Raw genomic sequence first — 18,283 nt, 5'->3', positions numbered from 1 at the left:
GGCGGCGTATGGGCATTTCGGTCGGGAGTTGCCGGACCTGACGTGGGAGAACACGGACCGGGCCGCCGACCTCAAGTCGGCCGCAGGAGCCTGACCGGCGCGAGGAGTGACGACCGGCGGCCCGCTGACGGGTCGCCGGTCGCTCGCGTCTGCGTCGACGTGCCGCTGCCGCACCTGGACCGCCTCTTCGACTACCTGGTGCCGTCGGACCTCGCCGACGACGCGGTCCCCGGCGCCCGGGTGAAGGTCCGCTTCGCCGGTCAACTCGTCGACGGCTGGGTGCTGGAGCGGGTCGACCGCTCCGACCACCCGAAACCGCTGTACCTGACCAAGGTGGTCTCGCCGGTGCCGGTGCTGGCCCCCGAGGTGGCGCGGCTGGCCCGGGCCGTCGCCGACCGGTACGCCGGCAGCCTCGCCGACGTGCTGCGCCTCGCCGTGCCACCCCGCCACGCCCGCGTGGAGAAGGAGACCCTCGCCCCGCCCGCCGAGCCGTCTCCGCCCGCCGAAGCGCCCGATCCGGGCGGGTGGCGGGACTATCCGGCCGGGCCTGCGCTGCTGTACGCCCTGGCCGAGGGGCGGTCCCCCCGGGCCGTGTGGTCGGCGTTGCCGGGTGAGGACTGGGCGGCCCGCTACGCCACCGCCGTCGCCGCCACCGTGGCCTCCGGCCGGGGCGCGCTCGTGGTGGTCGCCGACGGCCGGGACCTGGACCGGCTCGACGCCGCGCTCACCGCCACGCTGGGTGCCGGGCGGCACGTGTGCCTCTCCGCCGCGTTGGGTCCGGCCCGTCGCTACCGGGCCTTCCTGGCCGCCCGCCGGTCCGACGCCCCGGTGGTGATCGGCACCCGGGCGGCCATGTTCGCCCCGATGGCCCGGCTGGGCCTGGTGGCCATCTGGGACGACGGTGACGACCTGCACGCCGAGCCCCGGGCGCCGTACCCGCACGCCCGTGAGGTGCTGCTCACCCGGGCCCAGCTCGACGACGCGGCGGCGCTGGTGGGCGGCTTCGCGCGTACCGCCGAGGCGCAACTGCTGGTGGAGACCGGCTGGGCCCGGGAGGTGGTCGCGGACCGGGCGGTGCTGCGGGCGCGTACCCCGGCGGTGGCACCGACCGGCGACGACCCGCAGTTGGCCCGCGATCCGGGTGCCGCGACCGCGCGGCTGCCCAGCCTGGCCTGGACGGCCGCCCGGGAGGCGTTGCGGGCGGATCTGCCGGTGCTGGTGCAGGTGCCCCGACGGGGCTACATGCCCTCGGTGGCCTGTCAGGACTGCCGGACCCCGGCCCGCTGCCCACACTGCGCCGGGCCGCTGGCGTTGTCCTCCGCCGGTCGGCCGCCGGCCTGCCGCTGGTGCGGCCGGGTCGCCGCCGCGTACGCCTGCCCGCACTGCGGGGGGCGGCGGCTGCGCGCCTCGGTGACCGGTGCCCGGCGGACCGCCGAGGAGTTGGGTCGGGCCTTCCCGGGAGTGCCGGTGCGCACCTCCGGGCGCGAGGAGGTGCTGGCCGACGTGCCCGGTGGCGCCGGGTTGGTGATCGCCACGCCGGGCGCCGAGCCGGTCGCCGAGGGCGGCTACGGCGCGGTGCTGCTGCTGGACACCTGGGCCATGCTCACCCGGGCCGACCTGCGGGCGGGGGAGGAGGCGCTGCGGCGCTGGGCGGCGGCGGCCGCGCTGGCCCGGCCGGCGGCGGCGGGCGGCCGGGTGGTGGTGGTCGCCGACGGCGCGCTGGCGCCGGTGCAGGCGTTGCTGCGGTGGGACCCGGGCTGGTTCGCCGCCCGGGAGTTGGCCGAGCGGCGGGAGCTGGGGTTCCCGCCCGCGGTGCGGATGGCCAGCGTGACCGGGCTGCCGGTGGCGGTGGCCGACCTGTTGGCCCAGGCGCGGCTGCCGGACGGGGCGGAACTGCTCGGCCCGGTGCCGGCCGACGGCGATCGGGAACGGATGCTGGTCCGGGTGCCCCGGGCGCGGGCGGCGGCCATGGCCGAGGCGTTGCACGCGGCGGCGGGGTCGCGGACCGCGCGCAAGGCCGCCGAGCCGGTACGCCTCCAGGTCGACCCGCTCGCACTGTTCTGACGCCACACGGTCACACTGGGTGACCGTCGGTCGCGACACGTGACGTGATCCTCGCATTGGGTGCCGACGCGCCCGTCCCGAGTTGCGCGCTCGGGAGTCCCGTGGTCAAGGTGGTAGCATCGCCCGTCATGCCGGGGCGCACGACGAGTCCAGGTCGTGACGCGGCGTCAGGCACGTCGAGCTGGAGTTCTCGCGGGTGGGCGTGGTGGCGGCGGGACCGGGTCGGTCCGGCGCGATATCGATGACGATCCATTACAGCCGGTGATCAGGGGTGGACCAGTCGTGACCGTTCGTCAGTCGATCGTCTTCAACGGTGACCTCGGCAGCGGCAAGAGCACCGTGTCGGTGGTGATCGCCGAGCGGCTCGGCCTGCGCCGGGTCAGCGTCGGTGACCTGTACCGGCAGATGGCCCAGGAGCGCCAGATGACCGCGCTCCAGCTCAACCTGCACGCCGAACTCGACCAGGCGGTCGACGGCTACGTCGACCAGCTCCAGCGCGACATCGCCGCCTCCGGCGAGAGTCTGGTGATGGACTCCCGGCTGGCCTGGCACTTCTTCACCGACGCGCTCAAGGTGCACATGATCACCGAGCCGGGTGAGGCGGCCCGCCGGGTGCTGCTGCGGCCCTCCGGCCCGGCGGAGAGCTACACCTCCATGGAGGAGGCAAAGGTCAAGCTGCGGGAACGCAGCGAGAGCGAGCGCAACCGGTTCGTGGTCCGCTACGGCGTGGACAAGGCCCGGCTGCGCAACTACGACCTGGTCTGCGACACCACCCGGGCCTCCGCCGACGAGGTGATCGAGCGGATCGTCGACGCGTACGAGGGTCGACTCGCGCCGACGGTGCTGCGCGCCGCGCCGCCGCTGCTGCTGCTCGACCCGGCCCGGGTCTATCCGACCGAGGACGTCACGGAGCTGCGCGGGCTCTGGGACTCCACGGTCGTCGACGAGGTCGTGGCCGCCGGTGAGACCGCCCTGGAGCCGCTGGAGATCGGCTACACCGGCGAGTACTTCTTCGTGGTGAACGGGCACCGTCGCCTCAGCGCCGCGTTGCGTGGCGGGTTCCGGCTGGTGCCCGGCCGGCTGGTCGCCGAGGTCGACGAGCCCGTGGTCGGTGGGATGAGCGCGGTCGACTACTTCGCCGCGCAGGCCCGGCCCAGCCTGATCCACGACTGGGCGGCCGCCCACGACATCCACCTGCCGCTGCCGGAGCACGCGCTGCTCGGCGGGGACGCGGTGCTGGCGGGGGAGTCCGGCACCGCGGTGTGAACCGCCGCCGCGGCGGCGCGCGGGCATGATGGAGCCTCCCGACCCCGAGGAGGCCGCCATGGACGCCGCCGGCACGCTCGCGCTACTCATGTCGCCCACCGGGCGGGTCGATCCCTATCCGGCGTACGAGCGGATGCGCGCCTTCGGGCACGTCGTCCCGGCCGGTCCGGGGCTGTTCGTGGTGACCGGGTACGCCGAGGCCGACGAGCTGCTCCGGGACTCGCGTTTCCAGGTGCTCGACGGCGACCTGCGGGACCAGGTCCTGCCGCAGTGGCGGGAGAGCCCGGCGCTGTCGTCGATCGCCCGGTCGATGCTGCGGACCAACCCGCCGGACCACAGCCGGATGCGGCGGCTGGCGGCGGGCGCGTTCACCCCGCGCCGGATCGCGGGTATGCGGGACGTGGTGGCCGCCCAGGCCGACGAGCTGGTCACGGCGATGGCGGCGGCCGGCCGGGACGGCGCACCCGTCGACTTCATGGCCGAGTTCGCCTACCCGCTCCCGGTCGCGGTGATCTGCGAGCTGCTCGGCGTACCGGCCGCCGACCGTCCGCTGTTCCGGCGCTGGGCGGCCGACCTGACCGGGGTCCTGGAACCCGAGATCACCCCGGCCGAACTGGCCGTGGCCGACGCGGGCGCCACCGAGCTGCGCGACTACTTCACCGAGCTGGTGGAGGCCCGCCGCCGAGCGCCGGCCGACGACCTGACCACCGCGCTGGTGCAGGCGCACGACGCCGGTGACCGGCTCTCCGGCGAGGAGCTGCTGGCCAACCTGGTGGTGCTGCTCGTGGCGGGCTTCGAGACCACCACCAACCTGCTCGGCAACGGCCTGGCGGTGCTGCTGGCGCACGCGCGGGAGGCCGACGTGCTGCGCCGCCACCCGGAGCACGCCCCGGCGTACGTCGACGAGCTGCTCCGCTACGACTCGCCGGTGCAGTTGACCACCCGCACCAGCACCGCGTCCGTACGCCTCGGCGGCGTCGAGGTGCCCGCCGGAAGCTGGACGCTGGTGCTGCTCGGCGCGGCCAACCGCGATCCCCGGCGGTATCCGGAGCCGGCGCGGTTCGACCCGTGGCGGGCCCAGCTCGGTCCGCTCTCCTTCGGGGCCGGTCCGCACTACTGCCTCGGCGCCGGACTGGCCCGGCTGGAGGCGCAGGTGGCCTTCCCCGCCGTGCTGCGGCGGCTGCCCGAGCTGGCCCCCGCCGGTACGCCCCGGCACCGCACCCGGTTGACCCTGCGCGGGTACGACACCCTGCCGGTCACCGTCGGCGAGCTGGCGGCGCACGCCGATCGTGGTGCGCCGACCGGTACCTCTGCGGGTACTCCGTAGACTGGTACGGCACTCCCGTCCCACCGTTAAGGAGCCGACCCGCGTGACCGTTCAGCCCATCCGTCTGTTCGGGGACCCGGTGCTGCGCACGCCGGCCGATCCGGTGGTCGACTTCGACGTCGAGCTGCGTACGCTCATCGCCGACCTGACCGACACCATGCGTGAGCAGAACGGCGCCGGCCTGGCCGCGCCGCAGCTCGGGGTGGGCCTACGGGTGTTCACCTTCGACGTCGACGACGTGCTCGGCCACCTGGTCAACCCGGTGCTGGAGTTCCCCGACGAGGAGGAGCAGGACGGCCCGGAGGGCTGCCTGTCCATCCCCGGGCTGTACTTCGACACCAAGCGGCGGCAGAACGTGATCGCCAAGGGCTTCAACGGCCACGGCGACCCGATGCAGATCGTCGGCACCGGCCTGATGTCGCGCTGCGTTCAGCACGAGACCGACCACCTGGACGGGGTGCTCTTCATCGACCGGCTGGACCAGACCGGCCGCAAGGAGGCGATGAAGGCGATCCGGCAGGCCGAGTGGTACGACGCCGCCGCCCCGCCCACGGTGAAGCTGAGCCCGCACGGCAGCGGCAGTCCCTTCGGTCTGGGGCGGTGAGCCGGTGCGCGTGATCTTCGCCGGTACGCCGGCCGTCGCCGTCCCCGCCCTGGCCGCCGTGGCCGCCTCGCGGCACGAGCTGGTGGCCGTGGTCACCCGCCCGGACGCTCCGGCCGGACGCGGTCGTGGCCTGCAACGCTCACCGGTCGGCGCCTGGGCCGACGAGCACGGCGTCGAGGTGCTGACCCCGGCCCGTCCCCGGGAGCCGGAGTTCCTGGAGCGGCTGCGCGAGCTGGCACCGGACTGCGTGCCGGTGGTCGCCTACGGCGCGCTGGTGCCCCCGGTGGCGCTGGAGATCCCCCGGCACGGCTGGGTGAACCTGCACTTCTCGCTGCTGCCGGCCTGGCGGGGTGCCGCACCGGTGCAGCACGCCGTGCTGCACGGCGACGAGTTGACCGGGGCCAGCGTCTTCCAGTTGGAGGAGGGGCTGGACACCGGTCCGGTGTACGGCACCCTGACCGACGAGATCCGACCCGCCGACACCTCCGGCGACCTGCTGGCGCGGCTGGCCGACAGCGGCTCCGGGCTGTTGGTGGCGGTGCTGGACGCGCTGGAGGACGGCACCGCCCGGGCCGAGCCGCAGCCGGCCGACGGTGTCTCGCTGGCACCGAAGCTGACCGTCGAGGACGCCCGGGTGCGCTGGGCCGACCCGGCCTTCGCGGTGGACCGCCGGATCCGCGCCTGCACCCCGGCACCCGGCCCGTGGACGACCTTCCGGGACGAGCGGGTGAAGCTAGGCCCGGTCACCCCGGCACCCGACGGGCCCGACCTCAAGCCCGGTGAGCTGCTGGTGGAGAAGGCGCGGGTGCTGGCCGGCACGGCCACCGTCCCGGTCCGTCTGGGCGAGGTGCGGGCGGCCGGCAAGCGGGCCATGCCGGCGACCGACTGGGCACGGGGTGTCCGGGTCGCCACCGGGGAGGAGTTCGCGTGAGGGAGACCACCGCCCGTCGGGGGCCCGAGCGCCGTGGTCCCCGCAGCGGGCGCAACGCCGCGGACCGGCCCCGCCACGCCGCGTACGAGGCGGTCGCGGCGGTGCACCGCGACGACGCGTACGCCAATCTGGTGCTGCCGGCGATCCTGCGCGACGAGGGACTGATCGGCCGGGACGCCGCCTTCGCCACCGAGCTGACCTACGGCACGCTGCGGCACGTCGGCACGCTCGACGCGATCCTCACCGCCGCCGCCGGCCGGGACGTGCAGCGGATCGATCCACCGGTCCGGGACGCGTTGCGGATCGGCGCCTACCAACTCCTGCACACCCGGGTGCCCGCGCACGCGGCGGTGTCGTCCACCGTCGACCTGGTCCGGGTGGTCGGCCCGGGGGCCACCGGCTTCGCCAACGCGGTGCTGCGCGAGGTCGCCGAGCGCGACAGCGACGCCTGGGTGGCCCGGCTGGCGCCGCCGCTGGAGACCGACCCGATCGGTCACCTCGCGCTCGCCTACAGCCATCCACAGTGGATCGTCCGGGCGTTCTCCGAGGCGCTCGGCGGCGACCTCGGCGAGACCACCCGGCTGCTGATCGAGGACAACGAGCGTCCACCGGTGCACCTGTGCGCGCGGCCGGGCCGGGCCGACCCGGTCGACCTCGCCGACGAGGTCGGTGGCGCGCCGGGCGCCTTCTCGCCGTACGCGGTCTATCTCGGCGGCGGTGCCCCCGGCGACCTGGCGGCGGTGGCCGACGGCCGGGCGCACGTCCAGGACGAGGGGTCGCAGTTGGTGGCCGACGCCCTCGCCGCCGCGCCGCTGGACGGGCCGGACGGCCGCTGGCTCGACCTGTGCGCCGGTCCCGGCGGCAAGTCGGGGCTGCTCGGCGCGATCGCCGCGCAGCGGGACGCGCGGGTGACGGCGGTGGAGGTGGCCGAGCACCGGGCCCGGCTGGTCGAGAACGCGACCCGGGGGCTGCCGGTGACCGTGCTGAACACCGACGGCCGGTTGGTGGGCAGCGAGCCGAAGCTGCCGGAGGAGCACTTCGACCGGGTGCTGGTGGACGCGCCGTGCACCGGACTGGGCTCGTTGCGTCGCCGTCCGGAGTCGCGGTGGCGTCGTCAGCCCTCCGACCTGCCGGCCCTGACACGGTTGCAGCGCGAGCTGCTCACCGCCGGGCTCCGGGCGGTCCGGCCCGGCGGGGTGGTGGCGTACGTGACCTGCTCGCCGCACGTGGTGGAGACGCACGTGACGGTCACCGAGGCGGCCCGCCGCTGCGGTGCGCCGGTGGACTTCGTGGACGCCCGGCCGTTGCTGCCGGCCGGCATGCCCGGGCTCGGCGACGGACCGACCGTGCAACTGTGGCCGCACCGGCACGGCACCGACGCGATGTTCCTGGCCCTGCTGCGTCGCACCGCCTGAACCGTCCGCACCGCCCCCGGCCGCCCCGGGGGCGGTGGTGCCCCGCCGGTCAGCCGATCGGCAGGGCTCGGGTGCCGCCGCCCTTGAGCGACGTGGTCAGGGTGCGGTCGTTGAGCCACAGGAAGCACTGCACCCCACGCTCGCCGTTGCGCCAGTCCGGCTCGGAGGGGTGGTAATAGACCGTGCCGGCGCGGTACTTCATGTTGCCGTCGTCGGGCACCTTGGCGAACTTCGCGATCAGGCTGAGGCAGCCGCGGTGCGCCCGCGCGGTGTCCTTCTCGAACGCGGCGTAGCTGGTGGCCGGGGACTTCCACACCCCGACGAACTCGGCGCGGTGCCGGGTGCTGCACTTCACGGCCACCATCTCGGTGACCTCGTCACCCTTGGTCCTGGCCTCGAAGCAGCGGTGCCGCAGCGGCGACGACCCGTCCAACGCGCCGGCCAGGCTGGCGGTGCGGCGGACCGGGGTGGGGGTGTCCAGGGCATCTGTCTCGTGGGCGTCGCAGCGGAACCAGCGGGCCCCACCGGTCCAGGCCCGGGGCGACGGGAAGACGACGGTCCATCCGATCCGGGCGGTCCGCCAGTCGCCACCCAGCACGCCGCGTACGGCCCGGTCGCACTCGCGGTACGCGGTGCGCATCGCCCGGCTGCCCGCCTCGGGCGGGGTCGTCCCGGCCGCCTCGGTCAGCCGGCCCACGTGCAGTGTCTCGGACCGGTGCGGCTGTGCGCAGTCCACCGGCGCGTACCCGCTGAGGTATCCGACGTCCTGCGGCTGGGTGTGGCAGGTCTGCGCCGCCGGGGTGAACACCTCCGGCGCGGCCATCACCGGCCAGTCGTCGACCAGGTCACCGTCGATGCCGGCCGGTCTGGTGCTGCACGCGGTCAACGCCAGCGTCACCGCGCCCAGCGCGACCCCGATCCACCACCGTCGCATCCCCCGTCGACCTCCTGCCGGGCGTGACCGTGGACACGGCACGCCACGGTGCGGCAGCATACGGCACCGGGGTCAGGTGACGGGTAGTCCCTGCGGGCCGACACCGCGCATCGAGCCGGTCAGCTTGCGGTCGTCGCTCCACAGGAAACACCGCACTCCCCGGTCGCCCTCCTCCCACTCGCGCTGCGACGGCGGATAGAAGATCGAGCCGGCCCGGTACGGCAGGTCGGCGTTGTTCGGCACGTCGGCGAAGGAGGCGATCAGCTCCATGCACCGCTGGTGCGCCTGGGCGGAGGAGGCGACGAACTTCTCCCAGCTCATGTCCTGCTCGACGTAGACACCGACGAACTCGGCGCGGTGCGGTTCGGTGCAGAGCACCGGCGCCATGTAGTTGAGGTTGTCGCCGATCAGCTTCGGGTCGAAGCAACGGTGCACCAGCGGCGAATCGCCGATCAGGGCGCCGCGCAGACTGCCCGTGCGGTTGACCGCGCGGGTGTTGTCGATGCTGTCGGTCTCGCTCAGGTCGCAGCGGAACCACCGGGCGCCGCCGTTCCAGGCGGAGACCGAGGGCAGCGCGATGTTCATCGTCAGCCGTGCGGTGTGCCAGTCGCCGCCGAGCACCAGGCGGGCGCGCTGGTCGCACTCGGCGCGTGCGGTCCGCAGCGCCGCCGAGCCGGGTTCCGGCCGCCGTCCCTGCGCCGCCGACCCGGTGAACGTGCCCACGTGGACCGCCTCGGCGAGGTGGTTGCGGGCGCAGTCCACCGTCTCGTACGTGCTCGCCTGCACGATCGCGGTGATCCGGGGCAGACAGGCGTCGGTGGCCGGGACGAACATCGTCGGCGCCCGCAGGGCGGGCCAGCCGTTGGTGATGTCGCCGTCCGTGCCGCCCGGCCGCACACAGCCACTGAGCACCATCGCAGCCGCGCCGGCCAGCGCCAGCGCCGCGAGCCACCGTCGCATCGTCCGCCCTTTCCGGGAACCGTCGCCCGGCTGTCGGATCCCGTGCCCACCGGCCTGCACGTTACCGTCACCGTCCCCGATGGAGTGTTGCCGCGATTCGGACTTATGGCCAGTCGAGTTCACGCTTCGTCCGGATCGACTGGTCCGAAGGGGGTCATTCTGCACCAATGGTCACGCCCGAGTCACCGGGTGTCCCCGTTGGTGGCGTGCTGCCGCGACCGCCGGAGGCGTTCGTACACTGGCCCAGTGACCGTACCGCCGCCGATCGTCGCGCCCAGTATTCTCGCCGCCGATTTCGCCCGTCTCGCCGAAGAGGTCCGTGCCGTCGAGGACGCCGCGGACTGGTTGCACGTCGACGTGATGGACAACCACTTCGTGCCGAACCTGACCATCGGGCTGCCCGTGGTGCAGAGCCTGCGGGCCGCCACCCGGCTGCCCTTCGACGTGCACCTGATGATCGAGGACCCGCAGCGGTGGGCGCCCGGCTACGCCGACGCCGGTGCGTACAACGTGACCTTCCACGCCGAGGCGTGTGACGACCCGGCGGCCCTGGCCAAGGACCTGCGCGCCGCCGGTGCCAAGGCCGGGCTGGCGATCGACCGGGACACCCCGATCGAGCCGTACCTCGACCTGCTGCCGAGCTTCGACACGCTGCTGGTGATGACCATCAAGGCCGGCTTCGGCGGGCAGCGGTTCGTGCCGCAGTTGCTGGACAAGGTCCGGCTCGCGCGGCGGCACGTGGACGCCGGTCATCTGGAACTGCGGATCGAGGTGGACGGGGGGATCGCCGCCGACACCATCGAGCAGGCCGCCGCCGCCGGTGCCGACGCCTTCGTCGCGGGCACCGCGGTCTACGGCGCCGACGACCCGGCCGAGGCGGTACGCCGACTGCGCGCCCTCGCGGAGCGCGCGGCGCCCGGAGCCTGAGGTGGAGCCGACCGGGGAACACAAGGACGTGATCCTGGTCGTCGACGACGACCGGGACATCGCCCGATTCGTCGAGGTGAACCTGCGCCTGCACGGCTTCGAGGTGGTGCTCGCCGGTGACGGTCAGGAGGCGCTCGAAGTGATCGAGCGGCAGCGGCCCGACCTGGCCGTGGTGGACCTGATGATGCCCCGGGTGGACGGGCTGGAGCTGACCCGCCGGTTGCGCGCCGACCCGATGACCGCCGCCCTGCCGGTGATCATGCTGACCGCCAAGGGGATGACCGTGGACAAGGTCCACGGGCTCAGTGCCGGTGCCGACGACTACCTGGTCAAGCCGTTCGACACCGCCGAGTTGGTCGCCCGGGTCAGCTCCACGCTGCGGCGCAACAAGGAGTTCCGCGAGGTCTCCCCGCTGACCGGGCTGCCCGGCAACAGCCGTATCCGACGGGAGATCGCCGACCGGATCCGGGTCGGCTCGGACTACGCCGTCGGGTACATCGACGTCGACCGGTTCAAGAGCGTCAACGACCGGTACGGCTTCTCCCGGGGCGACGGCTTCATCTCCGCGCTGGCCCGCAGCCTGCACCGGGCGGTGGTGTCGGTCGCGTTGCCCCCGGCCTTCCTCGGTCACGTCGGCGGCGACGACTTCGTCTTCGTCTGCACCCCGGAACAGGTCCTGCCGCTCACCTCGCGGGTCTCGGCGGACTTCGAGACGGCCGCCGACGCGCTCTACGACCCGACCGACCGGGAACGCGGCTACGTCGAGCTGAAGGACCGGCGGGGCAACATCCGCCGGGCCGCCCTGGTCACGCTCTCCATCGGGGTCTCCGTCTCGGATCAGGACAAACGCCTCACCGACCCCCTGGAGGCGATGACCATCGCCTCGGAGATGAAGACCGTGGCCAAGAGCCAACCCGGCTCGTACGTGGCGGTGGACCGCCGTCGGGGCGTCGCCGACCCCGGTCACCGACATGTGAAGTAGCTCGCCGGGGTGGCGCAGAACCCTGCCAAGCGTGTAAGACTTCCCTCAGTACCCACCACGCGCTGGCGGGACTCGGTGTAATTCCGAACCGGCGGTGATCCACGGTCCGACCGTGGTAAGCCCGCGACCCGGGAGCGGTTCGTCCGCCCGGTGGACCTGGTGAGAATCCGGGGCCGACGGTTGGGGGCGGCAGGTCCGCACCCAGACAGTCCGGATGGGAGACAGCGCGCGGGACGGCACGGGCGTGTGGTTCGCCGGGTTCTCGGCGTCTCCACCGTCTGCCGGGGCGGCTGTGCCGTACCCGGACCTGCGCCGCCTGCTCGCGAGTCGATCTTCCTGCCCGCGCGAGCAGAGCGAGAGGGCAGGGCCAGGTGATGGCGAGCGTCTCCGTCGACGAGGCGATGCGTCGCGCGATCGAGCTCGCGGCGCGCGGGCTCGGCACGACCAGTCCGAACCCGGTCGTCGGCTGTGTCCTGCTCGACGCCGACGGCGAGGTGGTCGGCGAGGGCTTCCACGCGTACGCGGGCGGTCCGCACGCCGAGATCGTCGCGTTGGCGCAGGCCGGACGGCGGGCCAAGGGCGGCACCGCGGTCGTCACCCTGGAACCCTGTGACCACACCGGCCGCACCGGCCCCTGTAGCTCCGCCCTGGTCCAGGCCGGGGTCGCCCGGGTGGTGATCGCGGTGCCGGACCCCAACCCGGTCGCCACCGGCGGCGCGGCCACCTTGCGGGCCGCCGGGGTCCGGGTCGACCTGGGGGTACGCGGCACCGAGGCGGAGAACGGCAACATCGCCTGGCTGACCGCCATGCGCCGGGGCCTGCCCTTCGTCATCTGGAAGTACGCCGCGACGCTCGACGGCCGCTCGGCGGCGGCCGACGGCACCAGCATGTGGATCACCTCCGAGGCGGCCCGGATGGACGTGCACGCGCTGCGCGCCACCGTCGACGCGGTGGTCGTCGGTGTCGGCACCGTGCTCGCCGACGATCCCCGGCTCACCGTCCGCAACCTGCGCGACGGCAGTCTCGCCATCCGGCAGCCGCTGCGGGTGGTGGTGGACTCGGCGGGGCGTACCCCGGCCGACGCCACGGTCCGCGACGGCGCGGCCCGGACCTGGATCGCCACCGCCGCCGAGGTGGGCACCGGCCCGGACGGCGGGGTGGACCTGTTCGCGCTGATGGCCGCGCTGCACGGGCGCGGGGTACGCGCCGTGCTGCTGGAGGGCGGCCCGCGACTGGCCGGGGCGTTCCTCGCCGCCGGCCTGGTCGACCGGGTCGTCGGCTACCTCGCGCCCCGGCTGCTCGGCGCCGGACCCGCCGCATTGGTCGACGCCGGCGTGAGCACCATCGCCGAGGCCATCGACCTGGAACTCACCGACGTTACGCAGATCGGTCCCGACCTGCGGATCACCGCGCTGCCCCGAAAGAGGGAGGGCTAGGCATGTTCACCGGCATCGTCGAGGAACTGGGCGAGGTCGTCGGGATAACCCCGACGGCACAGGACTCGGCCACGGTCGCCGTACGCGGCCCACTGGTCACCTCCGACGCCCGACACGGCGACTCGATCGCGGTCAACGGCGTCTGCCTGACCGTGGTGGAGGTCGACGGCGGGGTGTTCACCGCCGACGTGATGGGCGAGACGCTGCGGCGTACGGCGTTGGGCGCGCTGCGGGCCGGCGACCCGGTCAACCTGGAACGCGCCGCCGCACTCAACAGCCGCCTCGGCGGCCACCTGGTGCAGGGGCATGTCGACGGGGTGGGCGAGGTGCTCTCCCGGGAACCGGCGCCGCGCTGGGAGACGGTCCGGTTCCGGCTGCCCGCCACGCTCTCCAGGTACGTGGTGGAGAAGGGGTCGATCACCGTGGACGGGGTGTCGCTGACCGTGGCCGAGGTCGGTGCCGACTGGTTCTCCGTCGGCCTGATCCCCACCACGCTGTCGCTGACCACGCTTGGCGGTCGGACCGTCGGCGACCCGGTCAACCTGGAGACCGACGTCCTGGCCAAGTACGTCGAGCGCCTGCTCACCGCCAAGGAGGTGACGGCATGACCTTCGACAGTGTGGAAGACGCGCTGGCCGAGATCGCCGCCGGCCGACCGGTCATCGTGACCGACGACGCCGACCGGGAGAACGAGGGCGACCTGATCTTCGCCGCCGAGCTGGCCACCCCGGAGCTGCTCGCGTTCACCGTGCGGCACACCTCCGGCTTCATCTGCGTACCGCTCACCGAGGACGAGTGCGACCGGCTCGACCTGCCGCCCATGCACCACACGAACCAGGACCGGCGGCAGACCGCGTACACGGTGACGGTGGACGCCCGGGAGGGCGTGAGCACCGGCATCTCCGCGGCCGACCGGGCGCACACCATCCGGCTGCTCGCCGACCCGGCCACCGGCCCGACCGACCTGGCCCGACCCGGGCACGTGGTGCCGCTGCGCGCCCGCACCGGCGGGGTGCTGCGTCGGCCGGGGCACACCGAGGCGGCGGTGGACCTGACCCGGCTGGCCGGGCTGCGTCCGGCCGGTGTGCTCTGCGAGCTGGTCAACGACGACGGCACCATGATGCGGCTGCCGGACCTGGAGAAGTTCCGCGCCGAACACTCGCTGACCCTGATCACCATCGCCGACCTGATCGCCTACCGGCGGCGTACCGAGAAGCAGGTGGAGCTGGTCGCGGACGCGCGGATGCCCACCGAACACGGGGTGTTCCGGGCCTTGGGCTACCGCAGCGAGTACGACACGGCCGAGCACGTGGCACTGGTGATCGGCGACATCGGGGACGGGCACGACGTGCTGGTGCGGGTGCACTCCGAGTGCCTGACCGGCGACGTCTTCGCCTCGGTGCGCTGCGACTGCGGGCCGCAGCTCAACGCCGCGCTGGAGCGGGTGGCCCGGGAGGGCCGGGGCGTGGTCCTCTACGTGCGTGGTCACGAGGGGCGCGGCATCGGCCTGTTGCACAAGCTCCAGGCGTACCAGTTGCAGGACCAGGGCCGGGACACCGTCGACGCGAACCTGGACCTGGGCCTGCCGGCCGACGCCCGGGACTACGGCACCGGCGCGCAGATCCTCTACGACCTCGGGGTCCGCACGATGCGGCTGCTGACCAACAACCCGGCCAAGCGCGCCGGGCTGGAGGGCTACGGGCTCACCGTGACCGGCCGCGAGGGCCTGCCGGTGCGCCCGCACCCGGAGAACGTGCGCTACCTGCGCACCAAGCGGGACCGGATGGGGCACCTGCTGGACCTGGACGAGGTGTCGGAGGCCCCGATGGGCCGCCCGGTCGCCGGCAAAGAGATCGGAGCGTAGGGGAGATGGCGGGTTTCGGCGAGCCGGGGACGACCCCGGTCGACGCGTCCGGGATGACCGTGGGAGTGGTCGCCGCTCGGTGGCACGGTGAGCTGACCGACCACATGCTGGAGCGGGCGGTCGCCGCCGCGCAGGCGTGCGGCGCGCGGGCCGTGACGGCCCGGGTGGCCGGTTCGGTGGAGCTGCCGGTGGTGGCGCAGGCGTTGGCCCGCCGCTGCGACGTAGTGGTGGCGCTCGGCGTGGTGATCCGTGGCGCGACCGCGCACTTCGACTACGTCTGCCGCTCGGTCACCGACGGGCTGACCCGCATCGCGCTGGACGAGGGCAAGCCGGTGGCACACGGCGTGCTCACCGTCGACACCATCGAGCAGGCCCGCGACCGGGCCGGGCTGCCCGGCTCCGCCGAGGACAAGGGCTGGGCGGCCACCGTCGCCGCGCTCGACGCGGCGCTGGCCGTCCGGCAGGTCGCCACCGCCGGCAACCAACGCGTCGGCTTCGGCGCCTGACCCGCCCGTCACCCCTCCGGCACCGGAGGGGTACGCGCTGGCTGACCGCTTGAAGCAGGGCGTGTCCGGCGACGCTACGGCTCCGGCCAGCGACTGGGCGGTCTCGCCCTTGTGGCCATCACCACCGGCGCGGATGTGAATGTTGGACAGTTTCCGTTAGCACGTAACGCAAACTGTCCAAGATCTTGAGTTGATCCGACAGCGGGGCAACGCATGTCGAGATTCTTGGGTTCCTGAACCTTGGGAGAGCCGGGCAGATCGGCAGAGCGTCCGGTCACTCCTCGTCTGCTGGGCCGGGGCGGTTCTCGGCGATCCATGCCCAAACGGCCTTGCCATCCCAGACGCGGCCCATCTTCAACGTGACCAGCGGATCAGGGAATCCCTTGCGGCCGACGATGATCGTGGCGCGTTGCTTGCTGATCCCGCCGAGGAGATCGCGGATCTCATCCAACCCAAGCAGCTCCACGCCCCTGACGCAATGACCCGGAAGAGTTGCACAAGGAAGTGGTCGGTCAGCCAACCCCTTAGGGGTTGCCCAGAGTCAACGCCTTCCATGGGGTGGGCTCCGGCCGGGTTGCTGCACCGGAGGTTCCTCGGGTGGTTGAAGTGAGCACGCTGCGGGCCGGTGACCTGGAGCGGGTGGGGCCGATGACCGGGACGTTAGAAGCTCCCCACCGGCGCGGATGGCAGGTGAGGTCGATCGGCGGGCACGGGCCCGACTATCGGGCTCCCCATTCGACGACGCCGGTGAGGTCGTCTGTCGCCCGGTTGACGGATAGCCACGCGCCGCCGGGTGGCGCCTGCATTCGCCAGTCGCCGTCTCGCCAGAGCAGCGTCAGCGACAGAACGTGGTACCGCGGGGTGCCGGCCGACGGTGCGCGGAGCACAAGTCCGATCACGGCGGTGTCCGGTGTGTATGACTGGTAGATGAAGCCAGCGATCTGGCTCTGTGTACCTGGATCGGCCGGGGCGCTGTCTTCGGCCTCCAGTGCAGCGAGCAACCTGTCCCGGTCAGCGCTGGGCAGGAACTGCTGCTCGATGGTCGGCCTCCAGTGCTCCTCACCGAGCGAGTAGCTGGATCGCAAGCCAATCTGCGCGGCGGCGATCAGTGCGCCTTCCGGGGTGTGTGTGAAGTCAGAGGCTGTCGTACGGGTCAACTGCATCGGGCCGGCGGCGCTGACCGGCACCGCGAGTGGGCCGACCAGTTCCCATCGGACGCCGTCGGGCGCGGTCGTGGGGATGGCGGTGGGTAGCGCCTGATCGGGTGTGCTCGGGGCGGCTGCTGGCGGTGCGCCGCCGACAGAGCCAGGATCATCGTCACCCGCGTCGAGGACGGCGATCGCCAGCCCGGCCAGAATGATGAGCGCCACGAGGGCGGCTGCGGCGATGAGACCGAGTCGGGTCCGTATCGGGTGCTCGGCAGAGTCCGGTGATGCCGGTCCGGGAGGCATGTCAGTCCCCTCGGGCCAGGCGGCGAAGATCCGCAGCCGCGCAGTTGCCACCCGTCACCTGATGCCTCCCCCGCATACCAAGGTCACCGACGAGAACGAGACAGTAGCACCGTGTTCCCGGTTAGTGGGTCCCGCTGGTGGCACCGGCGGTGCTACCAGCGGTGCTAGGCTCGGGACATGACCGCGAAGCGTTCCATCAGCGTTCCTGACGACGTCGCGCAGTGGCTCGACGGTCAGCCCAACGCCAGTGCCGCCATCACCGCGGCCGTCCGCGCGCAGATGGCCGGCGCCCAGCTGGACGAGGTGCTGGGCAGGGCGGGCATCGAGGTCACCGAAGCCGGCAAGGCCCGCTGGCGTGACCGCCTCGCCACCCCGATCCCCGACGAGGCACTGGCCGAGGGGCGGCGCCTGCTCGACGAGGCCGCGTGAGCGGCGACCAGGTCGCTGTCGTCCTGGACGCCAGCGCGCTCGCCGCGTACGTCGACGGGCAGGTGGCCGTCGGCGAGCTGATCGCTGAGGTTGCCGACGAAGGCCGCACGGTCGGCGTGCCGGCGGCCTGCCTCGCCGCCGCGTACGCCGCCACCAGCAGCGAGGTCAGCGCGGCACTGCTCACCCTCCTGACCACCACGCCGACCGTCACCGTGCTACCCCTCGGGGCTGAGCCCGGAATCGACGACGTCCGCCAGGTCGGCGTCCTGGCCCGCGCCGCAGGCGGCGACATCGCCCTCGGCCACGCCGCCCGGACCGCCCTCGCTCACCAGGCACACCTGGCCACCACCGCCCCCGAGCCGGCCGCCACCGTCCTGCCCACCGGATGGAGCATCCTCGACCTCGGCAAGGCGTAGGCCGGTACGAGTTCTGGGACGGGCCGGTCAGCGTGGACGCCCGCTGACGTACCGCATGTTCGCTGGTCGCCGGGGACCGCGTCCGGGTCCCCGGCGACGGCGGCTCAGGCCTCGTCCTCGTCCGGGTCGAACTGCTCCCGGACGGCCTGCTCGACCGTCCGCGCGCCCAGCGCGGTGACCACCTGGTGCCGGACGGTGCAGCCGGCCCAGTAACCGCCGGTGGGCTGTGAGCCCGAGATGCTCAGGTAGTCGCCGTCCCACTTCGCGACGTCCTTGTTGACGGATTCGAGGTCGGCCTCGCTCTTGAGGACGTGCGGGATGCCGTTCTTGCTGATGTACATGAAGTCCGTCGGCATATAGATCGTCACGTCGTTGACCCCGGCGGCGGCCAGCAGCGTGCCCAGCGTGGTGACGTCGTGCCCGGTGTGGCAGACGAGGAACCAGAGCGTACGGCCGCTGATGCCGGCCGGGGTGAACTTCGCCGTGACGTCCTGCACGAACTCGTCCAGCCAGCGCCCGCCGACCCAGGGCCGGTCCTCGTTGTGCCGGTCGTCGAACGCGTAACCGGAGTGGGCGAGGACGAGCACCGGCTCGCCGGGGTCGAGCGGGGGTGCGAGCGGGGTCTGCATCTCGGCGATCTTGCTGTTCAGCACGGACCGGGCGGCGTGCGCCGCGACCGCCTCGTTGGCCCGGAGGCGCTTGAGGTCGGCCGCGAACACGCGACTCAGCTTGCTCTTGCTCTCGATGATCCAGATCACCAGGGGGCTCCCG

Annotated in this window: 19 protein-coding genes; 14 read left to right on the top strand and 5 right to left on the bottom strand. The window is 73.3% G+C overall.

Going from position 1 to position 18,283, the window contains the following annotated elements; all coding sequences use genetic code 11:
* The first annotated feature begins 159 nt into the window (after window positions 1-159).
* From ACIBO1_RS28985 to ACIBO1_RS28960, 6 genes are all read left to right on the top strand, one after another.
* Window positions 160-2,064, top strand: coding sequence for a primosomal protein N' (locus ACIBO1_RS28985; RefSeq protein ID WP_396751937.1), 1,905 nt, complete (start codon window positions 160-162; stop codon window positions 2,062-2,064).
* A 282-nt stretch (window positions 2,065-2,346) separates the two neighbouring features.
* A complete protein-coding gene (locus tag ACIBO1_RS28980; RefSeq protein WP_396751935.1) occupies window positions 2,347-3,330 on the top strand; it encodes an AAA family ATPase in 984 nt (327 codons plus the stop codon).
* A 58-nt stretch (window positions 3,331-3,388) separates the two neighbouring features.
* Window positions 3,389-4,657 (top strand): cytochrome P450, encoded by a 1,269-nt coding sequence (locus ACIBO1_RS28975; RefSeq protein ID WP_396751946.1) that lies wholly within the window; start codon window positions 3,389-3,391, stop codon window positions 4,655-4,657.
* A gap of 43 nt (window positions 4,658-4,700) precedes the next feature.
* Window positions 4,701-5,261 (top strand): peptide deformylase, encoded by a 561-nt coding sequence (gene def / locus ACIBO1_RS28970; protein WP_396751933.1) that lies wholly within the window; start codon window positions 4,701-4,703, stop codon window positions 5,259-5,261.
* A 4-nt stretch (window positions 5,262-5,265) separates the two neighbouring features.
* A complete protein-coding gene (gene fmt, locus ACIBO1_RS28965) occupies window positions 5,266-6,192 on the top strand; it encodes a methionyl-tRNA formyltransferase (protein WP_396751930.1) in 927 nt (308 codons plus the stop codon).
* Window positions 6,147-7,607: an RsmB/NOP family class I SAM-dependent RNA methyltransferase gene (locus ACIBO1_RS28960; RefSeq protein ID WP_396751945.1), complete on the top strand. Its 1,461-nt coding sequence runs from the start codon at window positions 6,147-6,149 to the stop codon at window positions 7,605-7,607. The genes fmt and ACIBO1_RS28960 overlap by 46 nt, the downstream gene beginning before the upstream one ends.
* 49 nt (window positions 7,608-7,656) lie before the next feature.
* On the opposite strand, the gene ACIBO1_RS28955 is transcribed toward ACIBO1_RS28960, so the two are convergent.
* Window positions 7,657-8,541, bottom strand: a complete 885-nt coding sequence (locus ACIBO1_RS28955; protein ID WP_396751928.1) for a septum formation family protein — start codon at window positions 8,539-8,541, stop codon at window positions 7,657-7,659.
* 72 nt (window positions 8,542-8,613) lie between these two features.
* Window positions 8,614-9,501 (bottom strand): septum formation family protein, encoded by an 888-nt coding sequence (locus tag ACIBO1_RS28950; RefSeq protein ID WP_396751926.1) that lies wholly within the window; start codon window positions 9,499-9,501, stop codon window positions 8,614-8,616.
* Window positions 9,502-9,747: 246 nt separating this feature from the next.
* Here ACIBO1_RS28950 and rpe point away from each other — a divergent pair, with 246 nt between their 5' ends.
* The 6 genes from rpe to ribH all read left to right on the top strand — a co-directional run bounded on the left by rpe (window position 9,748) and on the right by ribH (window position 15,216).
* Window positions 9,748-10,428 carry a ribulose-phosphate 3-epimerase gene (rpe, locus tag ACIBO1_RS28945; protein WP_350700120.1) on the top strand — a complete coding sequence of 227 codons (681 nt, stop codon included), beginning with the start codon at window positions 9,748-9,750 and terminating at the stop codon, window positions 10,426-10,428.
* 1 nt (window position 10,429) lies between these two features.
* Window positions 10,430-11,410 carry a response regulator gene (locus tag ACIBO1_RS28940; protein WP_396751924.1) on the top strand — a complete coding sequence of 327 codons (981 nt, stop codon included), beginning with the start codon at window positions 10,430-10,432 and terminating at the stop codon, window positions 11,408-11,410.
* A 374-nt stretch (window positions 11,411-11,784) separates the two neighbouring features.
* Window positions 11,785-12,846 (top strand): bifunctional diaminohydroxyphosphoribosylaminopyrimidine deaminase/5-amino-6-(5-phosphoribosylamino)uracil reductase RibD, encoded by a 1,062-nt coding sequence (gene ribD / locus ACIBO1_RS28935; RefSeq protein WP_396751922.1) that lies wholly within the window; start codon window positions 11,785-11,787, stop codon window positions 12,844-12,846.
* Window positions 12,847-12,848: 2 nt separating this feature from the next.
* On the top strand, window positions 12,849-13,454 hold the full coding sequence (locus tag ACIBO1_RS28930) for a riboflavin synthase (RefSeq protein ID WP_396751920.1): 606 nt from the start codon (window positions 12,849-12,851) through the stop codon (window positions 13,452-13,454).
* On the top strand, window positions 13,451-14,710 hold the full coding sequence (locus tag ACIBO1_RS28925; protein ID WP_396751918.1) for a bifunctional 3,4-dihydroxy-2-butanone-4-phosphate synthase/GTP cyclohydrolase II: 1,260 nt from the start codon (window positions 13,451-13,453) through the stop codon (window positions 14,708-14,710). Before ACIBO1_RS28930 ends, ACIBO1_RS28925 begins: the two co-directional genes overlap by 4 nt.
* A 5-nt stretch (window positions 14,711-14,715) precedes the next feature.
* Window positions 14,716-15,216 carry a 6,7-dimethyl-8-ribityllumazine synthase gene (gene ribH, locus ACIBO1_RS28920; protein ID WP_176093313.1) on the top strand — a complete coding sequence of 167 codons (501 nt, stop codon included), beginning with the start codon at window positions 14,716-14,718 and terminating at the stop codon, window positions 15,214-15,216.
* A gap of 274 nt (window positions 15,217-15,490) precedes the next feature.
* Here the strand turns inward: ribH and ACIBO1_RS28915 are convergent, their stop codons facing one another.
* Together ACIBO1_RS28915 and ACIBO1_RS28910 are read right to left on the bottom strand one after the other, a co-directional pair.
* Window positions 15,491-15,682, bottom strand: a complete 192-nt coding sequence (locus ACIBO1_RS28915; protein WP_396751915.1) for a hypothetical protein — start codon at window positions 15,680-15,682, stop codon at window positions 15,491-15,493.
* A gap of 253 nt (window positions 15,683-15,935) precedes the next feature.
* Window positions 15,936-16,586 (bottom strand): hypothetical protein, encoded by a 651-nt coding sequence (locus ACIBO1_RS28910; RefSeq protein ID WP_396751912.1) that lies wholly within the window; start codon window positions 16,584-16,586, stop codon window positions 15,936-15,938.
* 258 nt (window positions 16,587-16,844) lie between these two features.
* Between ACIBO1_RS28910 and ACIBO1_RS28905 the strand changes: the two genes are divergently transcribed.
* Window positions 16,845-17,096, top strand: a complete 252-nt coding sequence (locus ACIBO1_RS28905; RefSeq protein WP_396751910.1) for a hypothetical protein — start codon at window positions 16,845-16,847, stop codon at window positions 17,094-17,096.
* Window positions 17,093-17,512 (top strand): hypothetical protein, encoded by a 420-nt coding sequence (locus tag ACIBO1_RS28900; RefSeq protein ID WP_396751908.1) that lies wholly within the window; start codon window positions 17,093-17,095, stop codon window positions 17,510-17,512. The genes ACIBO1_RS28905 and ACIBO1_RS28900 overlap by 4 nt, the downstream gene beginning before the upstream one ends.
* 104 nt (window positions 17,513-17,616) lie before the next feature.
* Here ACIBO1_RS28900 and ACIBO1_RS28895 read toward each other — a convergent pair whose 3' ends face one another.
* A complete protein-coding gene (locus ACIBO1_RS28895) occupies window positions 17,617-18,270 on the bottom strand; it encodes a hypothetical protein (RefSeq protein WP_396751906.1) in 654 nt (217 codons plus the stop codon).
* Window positions 18,271-18,283 lie beyond the last annotated feature (13 nt).

Source organism: Micromonospora sp. NPDC049903, from assembly GCF_044460945.1.
Classification (GTDB): domain Bacteria; phylum Actinomycetota; class Actinomycetes; order Mycobacteriales; family Micromonosporaceae; genus Micromonospora.
The sequence above is the reverse complement of the archived record's forward strand: the minus strand, read 5'-3'. Positions and strand labels throughout refer to the sequence as shown.

Excerpts from the sequence above, each read along its gene's own strand:
- ribH (WP_176093313.1), top strand. The coding sequence starts at position 14,716 with ATGGCGGGTTTCGGCGAGCCGGGGACGACCCCGGTCGACGCGTCCGGG.
- ACIBO1_RS28975 (WP_396751946.1), top strand. The coding sequence starts at position 3,389 with ATGGACGCCGCCGGCACGCTCGCGCTACTCATGTCGCCCACCGGGCGG.
- ACIBO1_RS28955 (WP_396751928.1), bottom strand. The coding sequence starts at position 8,541 with ATGCGACGGTGGTGGATCGGGGTCGCGCTGGGCGCGGTGACGCTGGCG.
- ACIBO1_RS28925 (WP_396751918.1), top strand. The coding sequence starts at position 13,451 with ATGACCTTCGACAGTGTGGAAGACGCGCTGGCCGAGATCGCCGCCGGC.
- ribD (WP_396751922.1), top strand. The coding sequence starts at position 11,785 with ATGGCGAGCGTCTCCGTCGACGAGGCGATGCGTCGCGCGATCGAGCTC.
- ACIBO1_RS28930 (WP_396751920.1), top strand. The coding sequence starts at position 12,849 with ATGTTCACCGGCATCGTCGAGGAACTGGGCGAGGTCGTCGGGATAACC.
- ACIBO1_RS28905 (WP_396751910.1), top strand. The coding sequence starts at position 16,845 with ATGACCGCGAAGCGTTCCATCAGCGTTCCTGACGACGTCGCGCAGTGG.
- ACIBO1_RS28950 (WP_396751926.1), bottom strand. The coding sequence starts at position 9,501 with ATGCGACGGTGGCTCGCGGCGCTGGCGCTGGCCGGCGCGGCTGCGATG.